The following is an 18324-nucleotide window of genomic DNA, read 5'->3' on the forward strand; positions in this document are numbered from 1 at the left end:
AAGACCATGACGGGCACGATCCTCGACCCCTACTCCTGGCAGGCCGAACGGGTGGCCGCCGAGAGCGGTGCCGACGTGGTGTCCGGGCTGAGCCGGGAGTCCGCCGCCGAGCGCCTGGCCCGGCTGGGCCCGAACACGCTGCCCGCGGTGGTCTCCAAGGGCCCGCTGATCCGTTTCCTGCTGCAGTTCCACAGCCCGCTCATCTATGTCCTGCTCGCGTGCATGGCGGTCTCGGCGTTCATGGGCGAACGGGTGGACGCGGGCGTGATCCTGGCCGTCGTCATGGTGAACGCCGTGGTCGGGTTCGCCCAGGAGACCCGGGCCGAACACGCCCTCGAGACGCTGGCCGCGATGACGCGGACCTTCGCCGTCGTGATCCGCGACGGCGCCCGGCTGCGGGTGCCGTCGGCCGAGGTGGTGCCCGGCGACCTGGTGCTGCTCACGGCCGGCGACAAGGTCCCCGCCGACCTGCGGCTGCTCCGGGCCGCGGAGCTGACCGTCGACGAGTCGGCCCTGACCGGCGAGTCGGTTCCCGTGCTCAAGGATCCGGCGGAGCTCCCGCCGGAGACGAGCCTGGCGGACCGGCGCAACATGGTGTACTCGGCCACGCTGGTGACCTACGGCAGTGGCCTCGGCATCGTGGTGGCGACCGGAGCGAGGACCGAGCTGGGCGCGATCCACCGGCTCATCGGTACCGCCGAGGGCATCCAGACCCCGCTCACCAGGAAGCTGGCGCGGTTCAGCACCTACGTCACCGCGGCCATCCTGGTGCTCGCCGCCGTGACGTTCGGGATCGGGCTGCTGCGCGGCCAGCCGGTCCCGGAGATGCTCACGGCGGCGGTCGCGCTGGCGGTGGGCGCGATACCCGAGGGACTGCCCGCGGTGGTGACGGTCACCCTGGCCTTCGGTACGGCCCGGATGGTCGGCCGCCACGCCATCGTCCGCAAGCTGCCCGCGGTGGAGACGCTCGGCAGCACCACCGTCATCTGCACCGACAAGACCGGCACGCTCACCCAGAACCAGATGACCGTCACGGTGATAGCTGCGGCGGGCCGGATCTACGAGGTGACGGGGACCGGCTACTCGCCCGTCGGGACCGTCCGTCACGGCGGCGGCCCGGTCCTGGCGGTCGCGGACCGGGCGCTCGGCGACTGCCTCATGGCGGGGCTGGCCTGCAACGACGCCCGGCTCGTACCCGCCGGTGACGGCTGGGACGTCGCCGGGGACCCCACCGAGGGCGCCCTGCTGGCCAGCGCGGCCAAGGCCGGTCCGCTGAGCCCTCCGGCACGGATGGACACGGTGCTGTTCACGTCGGAACGCCGGTACATGGCGACCCTGCACGAGGGCGGCGTCATCTACGTCAAGGGCTCGGTCGAGCAGGTCCTGGCCCTGTGCGCGCAGCAGATCGGCGCCGGCGGCCATCCCGAACCGCTCGACGCGCCGGGGGTCCTGACGCTCGCCGAGGACCTGGGGGCGCGGGCGCTGCGGGTGCTGGCCTTCGCCACGGGCCGGGCCGAGGCCGGGACCGCGGAACTCTCCCGCCTGCCCGCGCTGACCTTCGTCGGCCTGCAGGCCATGCACGACCCGCCGCGCGAGACCGCCGCCGCGGCCGTCCGGGCCTGCCTGGACGCCGGAATCCAGGTCAAGATGATCAGTGGCGACCATGCCGCCACCGCGCGGGCCATCGGCGACCGGATGGGTCTCACCGGCCCGGTGATGACCGGCTCCGAGCTGGCCGCCTGCCCCGACGAGGAACTGCCCGGCGCCGCCGAGCGCACCGCCGTGTTCGCCCGGGTCTCCCCCGAGCAGAAGCTCCGGCTGGTGCGCGCGCTGCAGAGCCGCGCCCATGTCGTCGCGATGACCGGCGACGGCGTCAACGACGCCCCCGCCCTCAAGCAGGCCGACATCGGCGTCGCCATGGGCCGCAGCGGCACCGAGGTCGCCAGGCAGTCGGCCGACATGGTGCTCACCGACGACGACTTCGCCTCGATCGAGGCGGCCGTCCAGGAAGGCCGCGGCGTCTTCGACAACCTCGTGAAGTTCATCGTGTGGGCGCTGCCCGCCAACGTGGGGATCGGGCTCGTCCTGGTCGCCGCGATCGTCGCGGGCACCGCTCTGCCGATCCTGCCGCTCCAGGCCCTGTGGCTCAACATGACCGCGGTCCTCGTACTCGGCCTGCCCTTCGCGGTCGAGCCCGGCGACCCGGAGGTCATGCGCCGGCCGCCCCGCGACCCGTCGGCCCCGCTCATCGGCCGTGTCCTGACCGGGCGCATCCTGCTGGTCTCGGCGATCCTGGTCGCCGGCTCCTTCGGCCTGTTCCACTGGGAGCTCGCGCACGAGGCGTCGCTGTCGCAGGCCCGCACCGCCGTCGTCAACGTCTTCGCGCTGATCCTGCTCGGCTACGTGTTCAACTGCCTGTCACTGGACCGCCCGCTGCTCTGGCGGGGACTGCGGCGCAACCCCTGGTTCGGTGCCGGCGCACTGGCCCTGCTCGGGATCCAGCTGCTGTTCACCTACGTGCCCGCGATGAACGAGGTCTTCGGGTCCGCTCCTCTCGACGGTCTCATGTGGCTGCGGATCATCGCCCTGGCCGTGGCGGCGTACGCGGCCGTCGAACTCGCGAAAGGGCTGCGCAGACGCCGCGAACGCTGAGTGGCGCCGAGACGGGGCGCATCGCCACGCGGAGGCCGAGTCGCCGAGTCGCCGAGTCGCCGAGTCGCCGAGTAACGATCAACGAATTGAAGAATTCTTCAATTCGTGTAATCCTGGACGGTATGGAGATCCCGCCGGTCGCGAAGGACCAGATCGAACCGGAACGGAAGAGGGGCTGATGGGCGTGCCGGTTCCGCTGTACCAGGCGAAGGCGGAGTTCTTCCGGATGCTCGGGCACCCGGTGCGGATCCGCGTGCTGGAGCTCCTGCAGGACGGGCCGATGCCGGTGCGCGACCTGCTGACCCGCATCGAGGTGGAGCGCTCCAACCTCTCCCAGCAACTGGCCGTGCTGCGCCGCTCGGGCATCGTGACCGCCACCCGGGACGGCGACACCGTCATCTACGCCCTGGCGGGCGGCGACGTCGCCGACCTGATGCGGGCCGCGCGCCGCATCCTGACCGAGTTGCTGGCCGGTCAGCAGGATCTCCTCGCCGAGCTGCGCGAGGCCGACGAGGAAGCGGTGGCCAAGAGCACGTGAGCACCCTGAAGACGACCGGCAGGACCGTGCGGATCCTGCGGGAGCGGATCGCGGGGGTGCTGCCCACCCGGCACATCCTGGCCACCATGGGCCGCTCTCCCCGCAAGGACGTGCTGGCGGGGGTGACGGTCGCCATCGTCGCCCTGCCGCTCGCGCTGGGTTTCGGGATCTCCTCAGGCGCGGGGGCTCAGGCCGGGCTGGTCACCGCCGTCATCGCCGGCGCGCTCGCCGCCGTGTTCGGAGGATCGAACCTGCAGGTCTCCGGGCCGACCGGGGCGATGACCGTGGTGCTGGTGCCGATCGTGCACCAGTACGGCAGCGCGGGGCTCCTGACGGTGGGCCTGCTGGCCGGGGCCGTGCTGGTGGTCCTCGCGTTGGGCAGGGCCGGGCGCTACATGGCCTATGTGCCGGTCCCCGTGGTGGAGGGCTTCACCGTCGGCATCGCCGCCGTCATCGCCCTGCAGCAGGTCCCCGGCGCGCTCGGCGTCAAGACCCCGCACGGCGAGAGCCCGGCCGTCATCGCGTTCCAGGCCATCCGCGGCTTCACCGCGCATCCTCACTTCGCCGCGCCGGCGGTGGCCTGCGCGGTGGCCGCCGCGATGCTGCTGGGAGCCAGGTTCCGGCCCGCGGTCCCGTTCTCCCTGCTCGCGGTGGCCGCCGTGACCGTCGTCGTCCAGATCACGCACCTCGACATCGCCACCATCGGGCACCTGCCCGCCGGGCTGCCCGCCCCCTCCCTGGCGTTCCTGTCCCCCTCCGCGATTCCCGCGCTGCTGCCGTCCGCGCTGGCGGTCGCGGCCCTGGCCGCGCTGGAGTCGCTGATGTCGGCGACCGCCGCGGATGCGATGAGCGTCTCGGAGCGGCACGACTCCGACCGGGAGCTGTTCGGCCAGGGCCTGGCCAACCTGGTCACCCCGCTGTTCGGAGGCGTCGCCGCGACCGGGGCCATCGCCCGCACCGCCGTCAACGTCCGCAGCGGCGGAGCGTCCCGGCTGGCCGCTCTCCTCCACGCCGTCGTCCTCGCGGTCATCGTGTTCGCCGCCGCTCCGCTGGTCGCCGGAATCCCCCTGTCCGCCCTGGCCGGAGTACTGATCGCCACCGCCATCCGCATGGTCGAGGTCGGCTCCCTGCGCGCGCTGGCCCGCAGCGGCCGGGGCGAAGCCCTGATCATGGCGCTGACCGCCGCCACCACCCTCGCGTTCAACCTGGTCGCCGCCGTCATCGCCGGGCTGGTCCTGTCCGGCGTGCTGGCGCTGCGCGCGGTCGCCAACGCGGCGCACGCCGAGCAGGTGCCGCTGCACGCAGACCTGCCGCCCGCGGACCACCACGAGGAGGAGCAGGCGCTGCTGGGCGAGCACATCGTGGCCTACCGCCTGGACGGGCCGCTGCTGTTCGCCGCCGCCCACCGCTTCCTGCTGGAACTCACCGAAGCCGCGCAGGTCAAGGTGGTGATCCTGCGGATGTCGCGGATCAGCGCCATGGACGCCTCCGGCGCGAGAGTGCTCGAGGACGCGATCGACAGGCTCACCCACCGGGGCACGCTCGTGCTGATCTCAGGTGTCCGCGACACGCACCGGCCTCGCCTGGAGGCCCTAGGCATCCTGCACCGATTCCACACCACCGGCCGGATCTTCACCACCACGCCCGAGGCCATCGCCTTCGCCCGCGCTCACCTGCACGGAGCCGGGCTGCTCCCCGCACACGCCACCGGCGAACACGCGACGCCTCGAGCGGAGCAGGCGAGCCGGTGAGCCGGTGACGACCGGGCTGATCGGCGGGCCGACGACGTCGCCCGGCCGCCCCCTGCTTGATTCGGGCACCCGAAACCGCATGTCCGAATCGGCTCCGCGACTTCCCGCCATGGCCACCCGAGGGTCAGGGTGTTACGTTCCTTCTCGGTGTGCCGGGAAGTCTGGTCGGCGGTCCTGACCGCGACGGCTCCCGGAGGACGGCATGCACAGCGATGCCGCAATCGACACGACAAGTCTCACCAAGCGCTTCGGTCCGGTGCTCGCCCTGGACGAGGTGAACCTCGAGGTCGCCCGCGGGGAGATCTTCGGGTATCTCGGTCCCAACGGTGCGGGTAAGACCACCACGATCCGGCTGCTGCTGGACTTCCTGCGTCCCACCACCGGCCGTTCGCGGCTTCTCGGTGGTTCCGGCGCCGACCCGGAGATCCGGGCCAAGGTCGGTTACCTGCCCGCCGATCTGTACATCGATCCCCGCTACACCGCATCCGACCTGCTCGGCTTCTACGGGCGGCTGCGCGGCGGTCATGACCGTGCCTGGGTGGCGGAGCTGCTGGAGCGGTTCGATCTCGATCCGGGGCGCCGAGTGGGTGACCTGTCGACCGGCAACCGCCGCAAGGTGGGCATCGTGGCGGCCGTCGCGCACCGGCCAGAACTGCTGATCCTGGACGAGCCCACCTCCGGTCTCGATCCGCTCCTGCAGCACGAGTTCCAAGGTCTGGTACGTGAACTCGCCGCCGGCGGCGCGACGGTGTTCCTGTCCAGCCATGTGCTGCCCGAGGTCGAGCTACTGGCCGGCCGGGTGGCGATTCTGCGGCGCGGCAGGCTGGTCACGGTCGCCGCGGTGGAGGAACTGCGGCGCCAGGCCCGCCAGCGCATCGACCTCCACCTCGGGCGAGAACCCGACCCCGGCCTCTTCACCGGAGTACCGGGAGTCGTGGCGGCCGACATCACCGGAGTCTCGGTGCGGCTGGTCGTGGAGGGCTCGGCGGCCCACGTCATCAGGACCGTGGCTCCGCTGGACGTGGTACGGATCGTCACTCACGAGGCCGATCTGGACGAGGTGTTCCTGCGGTACTACCAGGAGGCCGGGCAGTCATGATCATCGCATCGCGTCTTGTGGCCGACCGCCGCCGCTCACTGGCGTGGTGGGTGGCCGGGGTGACGGCTCTGGTCGCCTTCACGGTGTCGCTGTACCCGTCGCTGAAGAACCAGGGCTCCATCGACGACCTGACCAGGAACCTGCCGGAGACGCTCCGGTCGATGGTCGGGTACCAGGCCGGCGTGCCCCTCACCTCCCCCGCGGGCTTCCTGCACGCCCGGCTGTTCGCCACCGTGGTTCCCGTGGTCGTCCTGGTCTTCGGTATCGGTGCCGGAGCCCGCGCCATCGGCGGCGCCGAAGAGGACGGCACCCTGGAACCGCTGCTGGCCAACCCCGTCAGCCGCACCCGCGTGGCCACCGAACGCTACCTCGCCACCACCGCGCTCCTGGCCGCCGTGGTGGCGGTCTTCGCCGTCGTACTGCTGGCCCTGGGCCCGCTGTTCGGTGCTCTCGACGGCATCGCGGCCGGCGACCTGCTGGCGGCCTGCGCCGCCGTCTACACGCTCGCGTTGCTGCACACCACCCTGGCCTTCATGATCGGCGCGGCCACCGGACGCCGCGGCCCTGCCACCGCGGTCACCGCCGCGATCGCGGTCGCCGGCTATCTCCTCCAGAACCTGCTCAGTGATCACGGCATGGCCGGGGCCGTCCGCGCGTTGAGCCCCTGGCACTGGTACCTCGACCACAACATGCTCGTCCAGGGGCCCAGCGCCCTCGCTCTGTGGCCGCCGCTGCTGGTCACCGCCGTGCTGTTCGGTGCCGCTCTGGCCGCCTTCCGGCGAAGGGACCTGCGATGACGCCCTCCGGCCCCGCCGTCCCCGTGCCCGCCGTGGAACGAGGCACGACCATGGCACGTCTGCCTGCGGGCCCGGTCGAGTTCCGGTTCGAGGCGCGGGGCGACGCCGCCGTCATCGTGTTCCACGGTGGCCATATGCGCGCCGGGCTCGCGCTCGGCGAAGACGTCTTCGCCGCTCTCGGCTACACGCTCCTTGTGCCGTCCCGTCCTGGTTACGGCCGTACGCCACTGCGGACCGGCACCTCACCGACCGGTTTCGCCGACGTCACCGCCCGGCTCTGCGAGCACCTCGGCATCGACCGTGTAGCGGCGGTCGTGGGCATCTCGGGAGGCGGGCCGACCGCGGTGACGATGGCCGCCCGGCACCCGGAACTCGTCGGCCGCCTCATCCTGGAGAGCGCGGTGAGCTTTCTTCCCTGGCCCGACCGCCGTACCCGGCTCGGCGCGCACGTGGTGTTCTCCGCCGTCACCGAGAAGCTGACGTGGGGCCTCGTGCACACCCTCATGGGCCTGGCACCGGCGACCGGTCTCCGGTTCATGCTGCGCGAGCTGTCCACCGAACCGGCCCGCGACGTGCTGGCCGCTCTCAGCGACGCAGACCGGGCGACCCTGGTGACGCTGTTCTCCCATATGCGTTCCGGGCGCGGCTTCCTCAACGATCTCAAGAGCACACCGGACGTGACATCCCAGGTCACACAGCCGACCCTGGTCATCGCCGGCCGCAGGGACGCCGCCGTGCCCTTCGCGCACGCCCAATCCCTTGCCGGCGGGATCCCGCACGCCGAACTCCTCGCCGCCGAGTCCGCCGGCCACCTCATCTGGTGCGCCGACGACTACACCGTGATCGCGGACAGGATCCGGCGGTTCCTCGGCCCCGGCACGCTCCCACCGGCAGAACCATGCTGAACACCCGCTCCCCGGAAGGAGCCCGCCGGTGTTGATCTCCCTCGCCGTCCTCGTGGCCGGCCTGCCGCTGCTGACTCTCGGGGCCGACCAGCTGGTGCTCGGCTCCGCCCGCATCGCCCGGCGGGCCGGGTGGTCCGCCGTCACCGTGGGCGTGGTGGTGATCGGATTCGGTACCAGCGCACCGGAGTTGCTGGTGTCGGGGACGGCGGCGGCGCAAGGGCATGCGGGCCTGGCGGTCGGGAATCTCGTCGGCTCGAACGTCATCAACCTGACCCTGGTGCTCGGTCTGGCCGGGCTGGTGGCTCCCGTCCTGGTGCGGTCGTCGGTACTGCGCCGGGAGGCGCCGCTGTCGGTCGGTGCCGTCGCCGTGTTCGCCGTGTTGCTCCTGCGCGGGCTGGATGTCGCGGCCGGGGTGGTGCTGGCAGTGCTGCTGGCCGCCGTGACGGTGTGGATGCTGCGGGTCTCCCGCGAGCGGCCGGGCGATGTGCTCGCGACCGAGACCGCGGAGTTCCTGGACGGCTCGACGCCGCACCGGCTGCCCATCGAGGTCGCCCGGACCGTGCTGGGCCTGGTGGGCACGCTGACCGGAACCCAGCTCCTGGTGGTCGGCGGCAGTGACCTGGCGACGCGGATCGGCCTGTCCCAGCAGCTCATCGGCTTCACCCTGGTCGCGTTCGGAACGTCGCTTCCGGAACTGGTCACGACCCTGCAGGCGCAGCGGCGCGGCGAGGCCGACCTGCTGGTGGGCAATCTGCTCGGCAGCAATCTGCTCAACAGCCTGGCGGGCGGAGCGGTCGTCGCGTTCGCCGCGCCCGCGCGAGTGGACGCCGGCGGCGCCGCCGTGGTCGCGGTCATGGCCGGCGTCAGCGGTCTGGCCTGGGCGCTGCTGGCCCGTGGTCAGCGCCTCACCCGCCTCGAGTCACTGGCCATGGCCGTCGTGTACGTCCTGGCGTTGCCGTTGTTGCTGTGAGCGCGGCGGTCTCACAGGTAGCGGAGCCACAGGTAGGGGACGCACAGGGCCACCGTCACCACGGTGACGATCAGGCCGTACTTGGTGAACCCCCAGAAACCGATGCGCTGTCCCGCTCGTTCGGCGATACCGAGCACGACGACGTTGGCGGAGGCGCCGATGGCGGTGGCGTTGCCGCCCAGGTCCGCGCCGAGCGCCAGGGCCCACCAGAGCACGTGCCCGTCCGGACCGGCCGGGGCGGCGAGGTCGGACACGATGGGGCTCATGGTGGCGACGTAGGGGATGTTGTCGATGATCGCCGATAGCAGTGCGGAGGCGCCGAGCAGGAGCATGGCGGCGAAGCCGAGGCGGCCGCCGGTGAGGTCGGCGGCGGCCTGGGAGATGCCGCCGATGACGCCGGTCTCCACCAGCCCGCCGACCATGACGAACAGCCCGGCGAAGAACACCAGGGTCGGCCACTCGACCTCTTCCAGTGCCTCGGCGGTGGTGACCTTCGTGGCGGCGATGAGCAGCCCGCCTCCCAGCAGCGCGACCACAGACGGCTCGTAGTGCAGGACGGGGTGCAGCACGAACGCGGCCAGCACCAACGCCAGCACAACCAGGCACTGGACCAGCAGCACGCGGTCCTTGATCGCCTCGCGTTCGTTGAGCGCCATCACCTCCGCGACCCGGTCGGGGTCGTAGTGGAAGTCCTTGCGGAACAGCCACCGGCACAACAGGCAGAACACCACCATCAGCCCTGCGATCAGCGGTGCGAGATTGGCCAGGAAATCGTTGAACGACAGGCCCGCCCGGCTGGCGATGATGATGTTCGGCGGGTCCCCGATCAGCGTCGCCGTACCTCCAATGTTGGAGGCCATCACCTCGGCGATCAGGTACGGGGCGGCGCGCAGGGCGAGCCGTTCGCACACCAGGAACGTCACCGGCGCGACCAGCAGCACCGTCGTGACGTTGTCCAGCAACGCGGACGCGCACCCGGTGATCACCACGAGCATGACCATCAGCGGGTAGGGCCTGCCGCGGGCCTTCTTGGCCGCCCAGATCGCGACGTACTCGAACACGCCGGTCTGCCGCAGCACCGACACGATGACCATCATGCCCAGCAGCAGGAAGACGACGTTCCAGTCGATCCCGGTGCGGGAGTCGAAGAACGCCTTGTCGGCGTCGCTGATGTGCAGCAACAGCATCAGTGCGGCACCACCGAGCGCGACCTTCGTGCGATGGACCTTCTCGGAGGCGAGCAGCGCGTACGCGACGACGAAGATCGAGATTGCGGCGACGGCCACGCGTGGGCTCCCAGAAGCATCGAGGGTCGGCAAGGGCACCGCCGACCAGTCTTCCCGGCACACCTGTCCACGACGGTATCGGCACGAGCGCCCGAGCGGCGTCCACGCCGGCGCTGTGAGGTAGCGTCGCAGGGGTGCAGGCACACGAGCTGGCCGCCCCGTATCCGACGATACGGCTGGACACCAGCGCCCTCGAGGCGGCGCGGCTGCTGGCCGACCGCCGGCTCCCCGGCCTGATCGTGGTCGATGACCGGGACCACCCCGTCGCCGTGCTCCCCGGCTCCCAGCTCCTACGGCTGATCATCCCGCGCTACGTCCAGGACGACCCCGCGCTCGCACGCGTCCTGGACGAAGCACACGCCGACCGGCTCTGCGACATCCTCGCCGGCAAGACCGTCGCGGACCTGCTGCCCAAGGACCGCACTCCCCTGCCGGTCGCCGCGCCCGACGACACCGTCATGGAGATCGCCGCGCTGATGGCCGCGCAACGCAGCCCGCTGGTCGCCGTCGTCGAGGCCGACAGCAAGACCGCTCCGCTGCTCGGCGCGATCAGCGTCGCCCAACTGCTGGCCCGGCTCCTGCCCGAGCGCTAGCCGCCCGCCTGATCACGGGTCAAGCGATCACGGACCATCCGCCCCGGGGTTGAGGTCAACCGACCGCCGGCACGCTCAAGGGCGGCTGAGCGTGACCCAATGCACGCCGTCCTTGGAATGCTCCTCACCGCGGAACTGGGCACCGGACTGCCGGAGTCTGGCCTCGTACGGGCCGATGGTGATCTGGAGTTCGTCCATCCCGCCCGTCTTGCGCCAGGTCCACGTCCCACCCCAGGTTTCGGACTCGTCGCCGATACGCCACTCGGTCAGCGTTCCATCCTGTTCCAGGACCATGCCGAACCGGTTTCCGGACTGAGTGACCTTGGTCCAACGGCCCGAGACGTCGAGCGGGCCCGCGGAGGAACCGGGGAGGTTCGTCCAGATGCCCAGGCCGAGGCCGCCGATGCCCACGAGCGCGGTGACCGCGGAAACGATCTTCGTGGCGCTGTTGGTATCGGCGACCGCCAACAAGACCGCTACCACCCCGATGATCACCACGGTGGCCACGGGCACCATTCGCTTGAGCCTCATGACCCACATCATCCATCGGCCGACACCGGCACAAGACGGATAGCGCCTGGTTTCATGCGGATCCGCAGCCGGCGTCAGAACACCGTTCCCACATCCTTGGCGATGAGCTCGTCAGTCGCCCGCTCGGCCACCGCGGCGATCGTCATCGAGGGGTTGCAGGCCGCTGTGGTGCCCGGCATCAGCGATCCGTCCAGGACGTACAGACCGCGCTGCCCGAGTACCCGGCCGGCGAGGTCGCAGACGACCCCCATCGAGGCACCGCCCAGCGGATGCCAGGTGGAGGGGTACACCGCGGTGGTGTCGGTGAGGACGGAACCCAGTCCAACGATCTTCGAGGCCCGCTGCTGGATCCGCTTGTACAGCACCGAGTCTCCGTCTTTGGGCCACTGGAGCACGGCGTCGTCCTTGGCGGAGTCATAGACGAACCAGCCCCGGCCCTGGCTCACCCCGAAGCCGACGAGCATGGTGGACCGCAGGTTGGGACTGGGCGGCAGGGATGCCTGGATGATCGTGTTGGCGGTGGCCGGAGTGCCCCACTCCTTGCTGCCGTACACGACCGGACCGCCCTGGGGGGCACCGAAGTCGTCCGCGAAGTCCGACCAGACGTAGATGCGGTCCCCGTTCGAGCCCCAGTTGGTGCCCAGCCCGTCGGGCATGTCAGGGATCTGGCCCTTGGCCGACGCGCGCATCAGCAACTTGGTGGTCCCGGCGGTTCCGGCCGCCATGACCAGCGCCTTGGCGGTGATGATCTTCTTTTCCAGGACGGTGCCGTCAGTGCCGATGCGATCGACGTAGACCTGCCAGCGGCCGTCCGGGGCCTTGGCCACATCGGTGACGTTGTGCTGGGTGGCCACGGTCACCCGGCCGGTGGCCTCCGCGGCGGCGATGTAGGTGACGTCGACCGAATGCTTGCCGCCGTTGTTGACGCCCAGGGCGCAGTCGCCGTTGGTGTACGACGGTTTCATCTCGCCCTTCAGCTCGCGCAGCGCGAAGTTCCAGTCGATCGGCATCGGGATCTTCGACAGGTCGTAGCCGACACGCTTGATCTCGTTGGCGAACACCCGCGACGGCTGGTAGGTCGGGCTGTTGATCAGCTCGTCGGGGGCGGTCTGGATCTGCAGCATCTGCGCGACGCGCGGGTAGTAGACGCTGTTCATCTTGGCGTAGTCGAGCTGCTCGGGCATGGTCGCGTTGAACACGTTCTGGGCGGGCTGGAGGGTCATGCCCTGGTAGACCAGCGACCCGCCGCCGACGCCCGCAGCGACGATCATGTCCATCCCGTTGCCGGCGATCCGCTGCAGGAGGCCGGTGTACGGCGCGTCGAACGCCGGAGGCTTGATCCCGAAGATCTCGACCGGCGAGCCGAGCCAGAACATCCGCTTGTCCGGAGACGAGGCGTGCGGGAACGTCTCGGCGTTGGGCCCGGTCGGCCACCGGATACCGCGCTCCAGGACCAGGGAGGGCACTCCGGCCTGCGCGAACCGCAGCGCCGTCACCCCACCCCCGAAACCCGAGCCGATGATGACGACACGGCGGTCCTCGCGCGTCACCGGCACCCGCCTACGCCCGGCGGCGCGAGCCCCCGGCATCCCGACGGCGGACAGCCCCGCGGTCGCTGCGGTGCCGACGAGCAGGGAACGACGACTGATTGCGGACATGGTGCTCCTAGCGATCGGGGGGACTGAGCTGCGCTGAGCCGCGAGTCAAGGCGCGGCGTGGGGACGACACCACCACGGGCTCTGCGGAGCGAGCATCATATTCTCTATATGCGAGAACGTGATATCTGTCCCTGCACTGTCCCCTTCTGCAGCAGCGGGGGATATAGCGGAAAACACAAAAACCAGCCGCCTGTCATCGTTCGAGCAACAAGAACCGGTGGGTAGCAAGGCCCCTCACAGCAGGTCCGCCCACTCCCCCGACCCCGGGGCCCGCCGTCAGCGTCGGCGCTCGGTCAGGGCCGCGCAGGCCAACGGCCGAGCAGCCCGCCACGACCGGCACCGGGGTTGTCACGAACAGATGAGCCTCAGGCGGCCAGGCCCTTGCGTCCATGCGTATCGAGAGAAGTGAGCACTCACTATGCTCTTGGTCCGATCAGTCCTCGCGGCCTGGAGCTTTCACCCGGCCTGTCCGCAAGGGATCACGAGTCTGGGATGCGCGAACCATCTAGAACTTCTGAGGTCACCGCGAAAACGACAGGAGAGACGTCTTCCATGCCACGAGTGGGACGTGTCGAGGACCGAGAAATCGTCGCGGAGAGGTTGCTGCGTTCGGCGGCGAGAGCCTCTTTCGACCCCGTCACCGACGTCGACTGGCAGGCGCCGCCGGAACCGGCCATGCCGTACATGCCGTGGGAACGCGTGTCCCTCTACGGCACGCCGGCCTGGGAACGGCTGGGCTTCGAGCAGCGTCTCGAGCTGTCCAAACATGAACTGGCCAGCCAGATGGGCGTCGGCAGATGGCTTGAGCTCTGCCTGATGCAGATGTTCATGCGCCATGTGTACGACCTCGATCCGCGCAGTGCCCACACCGAGTTCGCGCTCACCGAGGTCGGTGACGAAACTCGCCACTCAGCGATGTTCGGCCGCCTCCTGGAGAAGCTGGACACTCCTGGATACGGAATGCCTCGGCTCTTCCACAACATGGGGCGGCTGTACAAGGCGGTCGGCGGCGGCCCGTCCATGTGGGCGATCTTCCTTGTCGGCGAGGAGGTCTTCGATCGAATCCAGCGCGAGGCCATGAACGACGAGCGTGTACAACCACTGGTGCGAAGCACGTTCCGCATCCATGTGGTGGAGGAGGCCCGTCACGTTCGCTACGCGAGGCAGGAACTCATGCGCAGCATGGCGGGCCTCAGCAGGTCCGCACTCGCCCGCCACCGGCTGGTGGCCGCGGCCGTCAGCACCACCCTGGTCGACTGCATGATCGACCAGGCTGTCTATCCCAGCGTGGGAATCCCGGCCAAGGTCGGCCGTAAGGTCGCTCGCGCCAATCCGATTCACCAGCGGACCCGGTTGTGGATGGGAGAAAAGATCATGCCTTTCCTTACCGAGGTCGGTCTCGTCGAAGGCCCGGGAACCCACCTCTGGCGCGCCGCGGGCCTCATCCGCTGAGCCCGTGTTGCCGACTTGGTCGGCCCGAGCCGCGTTGTGGCTCTGTTTCAGACGCCGAGCTCGTCGGCCAGGCGTTGGAGGTAGGCGGCGAACTGTCGGCGGTCTCGCTGGTCCCAGGTGGCGGTGAGCTCGTCGAAGACCCGGCCTTGCCACCGGCGGGAGCCGGTGAGGAGATCGTGGCCGTTCGGCGTCAGGTGCAGGGAGACGCGGCGTCGGTCGTGTTCCGAGGCGACACGGATGAGATATCCGGTGGCGACGGCATCGCGGACCATGCGGCTGGCCCCGGAGTGATCGAGCCCGAGCTGGTGAGCCACGGTGCCGATCGTCGCTTCTCCGGGACCGTTCCTGGTGCTCTCGACGGCTTCGACGACCAGGATGTGCTGCACGTGGCGCATCTGGCCGGTCAGCTCTTCGGATGCGCGCATGGTCCAGCGTCGCGACCAGAAGCGAACCAGTCGGAACAACGCCGGCCCGCCATCGGCGGGGACGTCGGGCTGGGCTCGTGAAGCTCCCGTCATGTCCGCAGCGTAGCGGTGAACGGGTGCGATACGCATGGACATCGCGTGCGATACGCACCTATATTGTGTGCGTATCGCACGCGGATGCCGTTATGGAAGGACAGGCGTCATGTCAGTTGTGTTGAACCACACGATCGTGCCGGTCACCGACAAGAGTGCCGGGGCGAGGTTCTTCGCGGACCTGCTGGGGGTGCGTGTGCGCGAGGAGACAGGCCCCTTCGCGCCCGTGCAGGTCAACGCCGACCTCACCTTCGACTTCGACGATCGGCACGGTGCCCAGCCGGGGCACTATGCCTTCCTGGTGGACGATGACACCTTCGACGCGGTACTGGAACGGCTCCGCCGTGACCCGGCGATCGAGTACGGGTCCGGTCCAGAGCACGGTTGGGACCGTCAGATCAACCATCTCGCTGGCGGCCGCGGAGTCTATGTCCGCGACCCTGACGGGCACAGTTACGAACTGTTCACGACCGTTCCCTGAGCTGATGGGCAACAGCGGTCAGGTGAGCAGGTAGGTCTGTTGGTGCCGAGTTCGGGTGTGGAGGGGTTCGACCTTCACGGCCGGGCCTTCGCGCAGATGGCCGCCCCGATCATGTTATGGGCACGGGGTCGGCTCGTTCTGCGTAGTGCCGGCCTGGTCGTCGCTCGGAAGGGGTTGGAGACGATCTCCCATCGGGGCGGGCCGTTGGCGCAGGTCGCGCGGAAATACGCAATATATTGTGTATATCGCTAGCATAGACGCCATGGACGCATCACGGAAGGCCCTGCCCGGCCTCGATCCTGACCTCGACCCCTCCGTACGCGCCTTCCGGGTCCTGCTATCGACCGGTCAGCGCCTGCACTACCTGATGGACGAACGCCTCCGCCCGGACGGCCTGACCACCCAGCAGGCCGCTCTGCTCACCGTCGTCAAGGCGCTGGACGGCCCCTCCGTCACCGAGGCCGCCCGTGCGCTGGGCACCACCCACCAGAACGCCGCCCAACTGGTCACGGCCCTCACCCGGAAGGATTTCCTGCGCACCGAACCCGACCCCGCCGACCGCCGCCGCAGCCGCCTCATCGCCACCGAGACCAGCGAGGCCTACTGGCGCCAACGCGACGCCTCCGACCACACCGCCATGGCCGCCTGGTTCTCCGCCCTCACTCCCGACGAACTCCAGACACTGACCTCGCTCGCCGAGCGGCTCCTCACCGCCCTCTCCAGAAGCCGCGACCGGGGGGCCGCCGAGTAGACGCTCGCCCTGGCGCGCGGTCACTTCATCAGCCGGGCGAAGGCGTCGCGAGCGCGGCCGGTGACCTCGGTATCGCGGTGCTCGGTGCCCCACTGCAGGCCGCTGAGGGCGTCCAGCCCCGCAAGGCAGGTGAGCGCCCGTTGTTCATCGTCGGTGAGGTCTCGGCCGTATCCGTCCAGGAACGCCGCACGCAGCTCTGGCCTGTCGTCCCAGGTGCCGTACTCCAGCCGGACCAGGTCCCGTACCGCAGGGCCGGGCTCGGCTCGTTCGAAGTCGATCAGGGCCAGTCGGCAGGTTCGCCGCTCCCACAGGAAGTTGCGAGGCTGGAAGTCTCCGTGTGTTGCCGTCACCGGCAGCCGCGGTTCGATGGTGGACAAGGTGGCGGCGCATGCTCGGACGAACGCGACCTCCCGGGCGTGGAGCAGTCCTTCGGCGCGGCGGAGATGTTCCTCGCACCGCTGGACGAGACGCCCGATGCCGCGAACACCGGGCCCCGTGATCGGCACGCCGTGGATGCGGCGTAGCAGCCCTCCGGCCTGCCGATACACCTCCAGCTCCAGGGAGGGTGAAAGCGAGAGGCCCCGCACGACCTCCCCCGGCAGGCCGCTGATCACGATGGCCGCCAGATTCCGATCGGCGGCGATGAGCTCAGGAGTCCTACCTCGTCCCAGGACCGGCACGATCTCCCGGTAGGCGGTGACCTCCCGTTCGTGAAACAGCGGGGCCGGGTGTCGCTTGACGAAGTATCGGCGGCGGGCGGCCGTGGTGATCTCCCATACCGCCGAGTTCTCCCGTGGCCATGACCGGTCGGCCACTGAGGTGATCTCTCCGACGGCCTGCCGCGCCAGGTCCGCGAGGGGCGGGGGGATGTCCACAGGCTCCATTCAAGGTCGCCGTACGGTCACGAGTCGATGTCCAGGCGCGACGAGGACCCACGACGGCCGGCGTCGGCGGACCGCCGGCCGGAGCGCCGCGCCCACCCCGAACACCGCGATCGCCGCCTGCGGATGATCGGTCGCGGGGATGATGACGGCTCCGCCCCGAGGCCCGGCGGCGCCCCGGCCTCGGCCACGCGGCCGAGGCCGATCGCGTCCGCGTGGCCGATGACGCCCCAGGGCCGGCGGCCCGACCATGAGCACGACGACAACCGCCCCGAGGAGGAGGACCATGAGCACCTCGAGCACCGCTGCCCGCCCGGCCCGGCCGCAGAAGGGCGGCGGACGGCGGACGGGCCGGCGCACCTGGGTCAAGGCGATCTCCGCCCGCAGCGTCTACGCCGTCGTGGCGCTGCCGGTGGGGATTGCCGCACTCATCGCCGCGCTGTTCGGCGCCGCCGCACCGGTCGACCGGGCACAGCGGGTGCTGGCCCGCCGGTTGCTCGGCGTGCCGGTCGCCGAATCCGAGCCGCCGCAGCCCCGCAGGACCGGTCAGGTGCTCCGCCACAGCCTGGCTCGCCTGCCCGCCGACCTGGTGTCCTTCGCGCTGATGGGACCGGCATGGGCCGTCTTCCTGACCCGGGGCGTGCTGTACCCGGTCTTCGGAGCCGACAACCTGAACCGATCGTGGGGCGGGCCGACCCTTGCCGGGGCGTGGGCGGCCCACTTCATCCAGGGACCACCGCTCCTGCTCGCCATCACCCTCGTGCTCTGGCCGGTCAGCCGCTACCAGGCCCGGTTGGCCGGTGAGCACTTCGGAATCTCCGCGTCTTCCGTCAGGCCTTCGGCCCGCTAGCAAGGTGGTCCAGCCGACAATCAGAATCGGCTTGACAAATAGATTTGTCGGTGAGAACGTAAGGGCATGTTCGAAGTCGTGGTGATCGAAGACCCGGCCGCGACCGAGCCACACCACGAACACCGCACACCGCGGCCGGCCAGAGGCCGACGGCCGACACCGACAAGGAGCTCTGACATGACCACCACCGCCGCTGCCCCCACCGCCACCACCACCGCCGCGCAGACCGCCACGGCCGCCGCCGCCCCGCAGACCACCCGCACCGCCCGCACCGCCACCGCCGGCACCCGGCGTGTCCGAGGCCTCGCCGTCGCCACCGCCACCGTCTCCGCCAGCGTGCTCTACCTCGCCGCCAAAGCAGCCGGCACCGACTTCACCCTCACCGACCCCGGCAACCCCCAGCCCCACCCCCTCATCCTCCCCGAGATCACCATCTTCGCCCTCGTCTTCGCCCTCCTCGGCTGGGGCACCCTCGCCCTGCTCGAACACCTCACCCACCACGCCCACACCATCTGGACCACCCTGGCCACCACCGTCCTGCTGCTGTCCTTCGCCCCCATCGGCATCGAACACGCCACCACCGACACCAAGATCATGCTCACCCTCATCCA

Annotated in this window: 18 protein-coding genes; 13 read left to right on the forward strand and 5 right to left on the reverse strand. The window is 70.2% G+C overall.

Annotated features, from left to right (window positions below; all coding sequences use genetic code 11):
- The first annotated feature begins 6 nt into the window (after positions 1-6).
- From ACRYCC_RS30580 to ACRYCC_RS30610, 7 genes are all read left to right on the forward strand, one after another.
- Positions 7-2652, forward strand: a complete 2646-nt coding sequence (locus ACRYCC_RS30580; protein ID WP_433817190.1) for a cation-translocating P-type ATPase — start codon at positions 7-9, stop codon at positions 2650-2652.
- 178 nt (positions 2653-2830) lie between these two features.
- The gene (locus ACRYCC_RS30585) at positions 2831-3190 is read left to right on the forward strand and encodes an ArsR/SmtB family transcription factor (RefSeq protein ID WP_433817191.1); all 360 of its coding nucleotides are present in this window, start codon (positions 2831-2833) and stop codon (positions 3188-3190) included.
- Positions 3191-3276: 86 nt separating this feature from the next.
- Positions 3277-4941, forward strand: coding sequence for a SulP family inorganic anion transporter (locus tag ACRYCC_RS30590; RefSeq protein WP_433817224.1), 1665 nt, complete (start codon positions 3277-3279; stop codon positions 4939-4941).
- A 202-nt stretch (positions 4942-5143) separates the two neighbouring features.
- A complete protein-coding gene (locus tag ACRYCC_RS30595) occupies positions 5144-6040 on the forward strand; it encodes an ABC transporter ATP-binding protein (RefSeq protein WP_433817192.1) in 897 nt (298 codons plus the stop codon).
- Positions 6037-6837, forward strand: coding sequence for a DUF2705 family protein (locus ACRYCC_RS30600; protein WP_433817193.1), 801 nt, complete (start codon positions 6037-6039; stop codon positions 6835-6837). Before ACRYCC_RS30595 ends, ACRYCC_RS30600 begins: the two co-directional genes overlap by 4 nt.
- 50 nt (positions 6838-6887) lie before the next feature.
- Positions 6888-7742 (forward strand): alpha/beta fold hydrolase, encoded by an 855-nt coding sequence (locus ACRYCC_RS30605; RefSeq protein ID WP_433817194.1) that lies wholly within the window; start codon positions 6888-6890, stop codon positions 7740-7742.
- 28 nt (positions 7743-7770) lie between these two features.
- Complete coding sequence (locus ACRYCC_RS30610; RefSeq protein ID WP_433817195.1) at positions 7771-8712, forward strand: calcium/sodium antiporter; 942 nt, start codon at positions 7771-7773, stop codon at positions 8710-8712.
- Between the two features lie 11 nt (positions 8713-8723).
- Here ACRYCC_RS30610 and ACRYCC_RS30615 read toward each other — a convergent pair whose 3' ends face one another.
- Complete coding sequence (locus ACRYCC_RS30615) at positions 8724-9998, reverse strand: ArsB/NhaD family transporter (RefSeq protein ID WP_433817196.1); 1275 nt, start codon at positions 9996-9998, stop codon at positions 8724-8726.
- Between the two features lie 134 nt (positions 9999-10132).
- On the opposite strand from ACRYCC_RS30615, the gene ACRYCC_RS30620 reads away from it, so the two are divergent.
- Positions 10133-10591 (forward strand): CBS domain-containing protein, encoded by a 459-nt coding sequence (locus ACRYCC_RS30620; RefSeq protein ID WP_433817197.1) that lies wholly within the window; start codon positions 10133-10135, stop codon positions 10589-10591.
- A 75-nt stretch (positions 10592-10666) separates the two neighbouring features.
- On the opposite strand, the gene ACRYCC_RS30625 is transcribed toward ACRYCC_RS30620, so the two are convergent.
- Positions 10667-11098, reverse strand: coding sequence for a hypothetical protein (locus tag ACRYCC_RS30625; protein WP_433817198.1), 432 nt, complete (start codon positions 11096-11098; stop codon positions 10667-10669).
- A 98-nt stretch (positions 11099-11196) separates the two neighbouring features.
- On the reverse strand, positions 11197-12780 hold the full coding sequence (locus ACRYCC_RS30630) for a GMC oxidoreductase (RefSeq protein ID WP_433817199.1): 1584 nt from the start codon (positions 12778-12780) through the stop codon (positions 11197-11199).
- Between the two features lie 552 nt (positions 12781-13332).
- Between ACRYCC_RS30630 and ACRYCC_RS30635 the strand changes: the two genes are divergently transcribed.
- Complete coding sequence (locus ACRYCC_RS30635) at positions 13333-14232, forward strand: AurF N-oxygenase family protein (protein ID WP_433817225.1); 900 nt, start codon at positions 13333-13335, stop codon at positions 14230-14232.
- A 47-nt stretch (positions 14233-14279) separates the two neighbouring features.
- On the opposite strand, the gene ACRYCC_RS30640 is transcribed toward ACRYCC_RS30635, so the two are convergent.
- Positions 14280-14750, reverse strand: coding sequence for a MarR family winged helix-turn-helix transcriptional regulator (locus tag ACRYCC_RS30640; RefSeq protein ID WP_433817200.1), 471 nt, complete (start codon positions 14748-14750; stop codon positions 14280-14282).
- 109 nt (positions 14751-14859) lie between these two features.
- Between ACRYCC_RS30640 and ACRYCC_RS30645 the strand changes: the two genes are divergently transcribed.
- The gene (locus ACRYCC_RS30645) at positions 14860-15231 is read left to right on the forward strand and encodes a VOC family protein (protein WP_433817201.1); all 372 of its coding nucleotides are present in this window, start codon (positions 14860-14862) and stop codon (positions 15229-15231) included.
- Between the two features lie 262 nt (positions 15232-15493).
- Complete coding sequence (locus ACRYCC_RS30650; RefSeq protein ID WP_433817202.1) at positions 15494-15982, forward strand: MarR family winged helix-turn-helix transcriptional regulator; 489 nt, start codon at positions 15494-15496, stop codon at positions 15980-15982.
- Between the two features lie 20 nt (positions 15983-16002).
- Here the strand turns inward: ACRYCC_RS30650 and ACRYCC_RS30655 are convergent, their stop codons facing one another.
- Positions 16003-16857, reverse strand: coding sequence for an aminoglycoside phosphotransferase family protein (locus tag ACRYCC_RS30655; protein WP_433817203.1), 855 nt, complete (start codon positions 16855-16857; stop codon positions 16003-16005).
- Between the two features lie 292 nt (positions 16858-17149).
- On the opposite strand from ACRYCC_RS30655, the gene ACRYCC_RS30660 reads away from it, so the two are divergent.
- Complete coding sequence (locus ACRYCC_RS30660; protein WP_433817204.1) at positions 17150-17713, forward strand: hypothetical protein; 564 nt, start codon at positions 17150-17152, stop codon at positions 17711-17713.
- A gap of 177 nt (positions 17714-17890) precedes the next feature.
- Positions 17891-18324: DUF6069 family protein (locus ACRYCC_RS30665; protein ID WP_433817205.1), on the forward strand; the 434-nt coding region annotated here is incomplete at its 3' end.

Source organism: Actinomadura scrupuli (assembly GCF_050971785.1).
In the GTDB taxonomy this organism is placed as follows: domain Bacteria; phylum Actinomycetota; class Actinomycetes; order Streptosporangiales; family Streptosporangiaceae; genus Actinomadura_E; species Actinomadura_E scrupuli.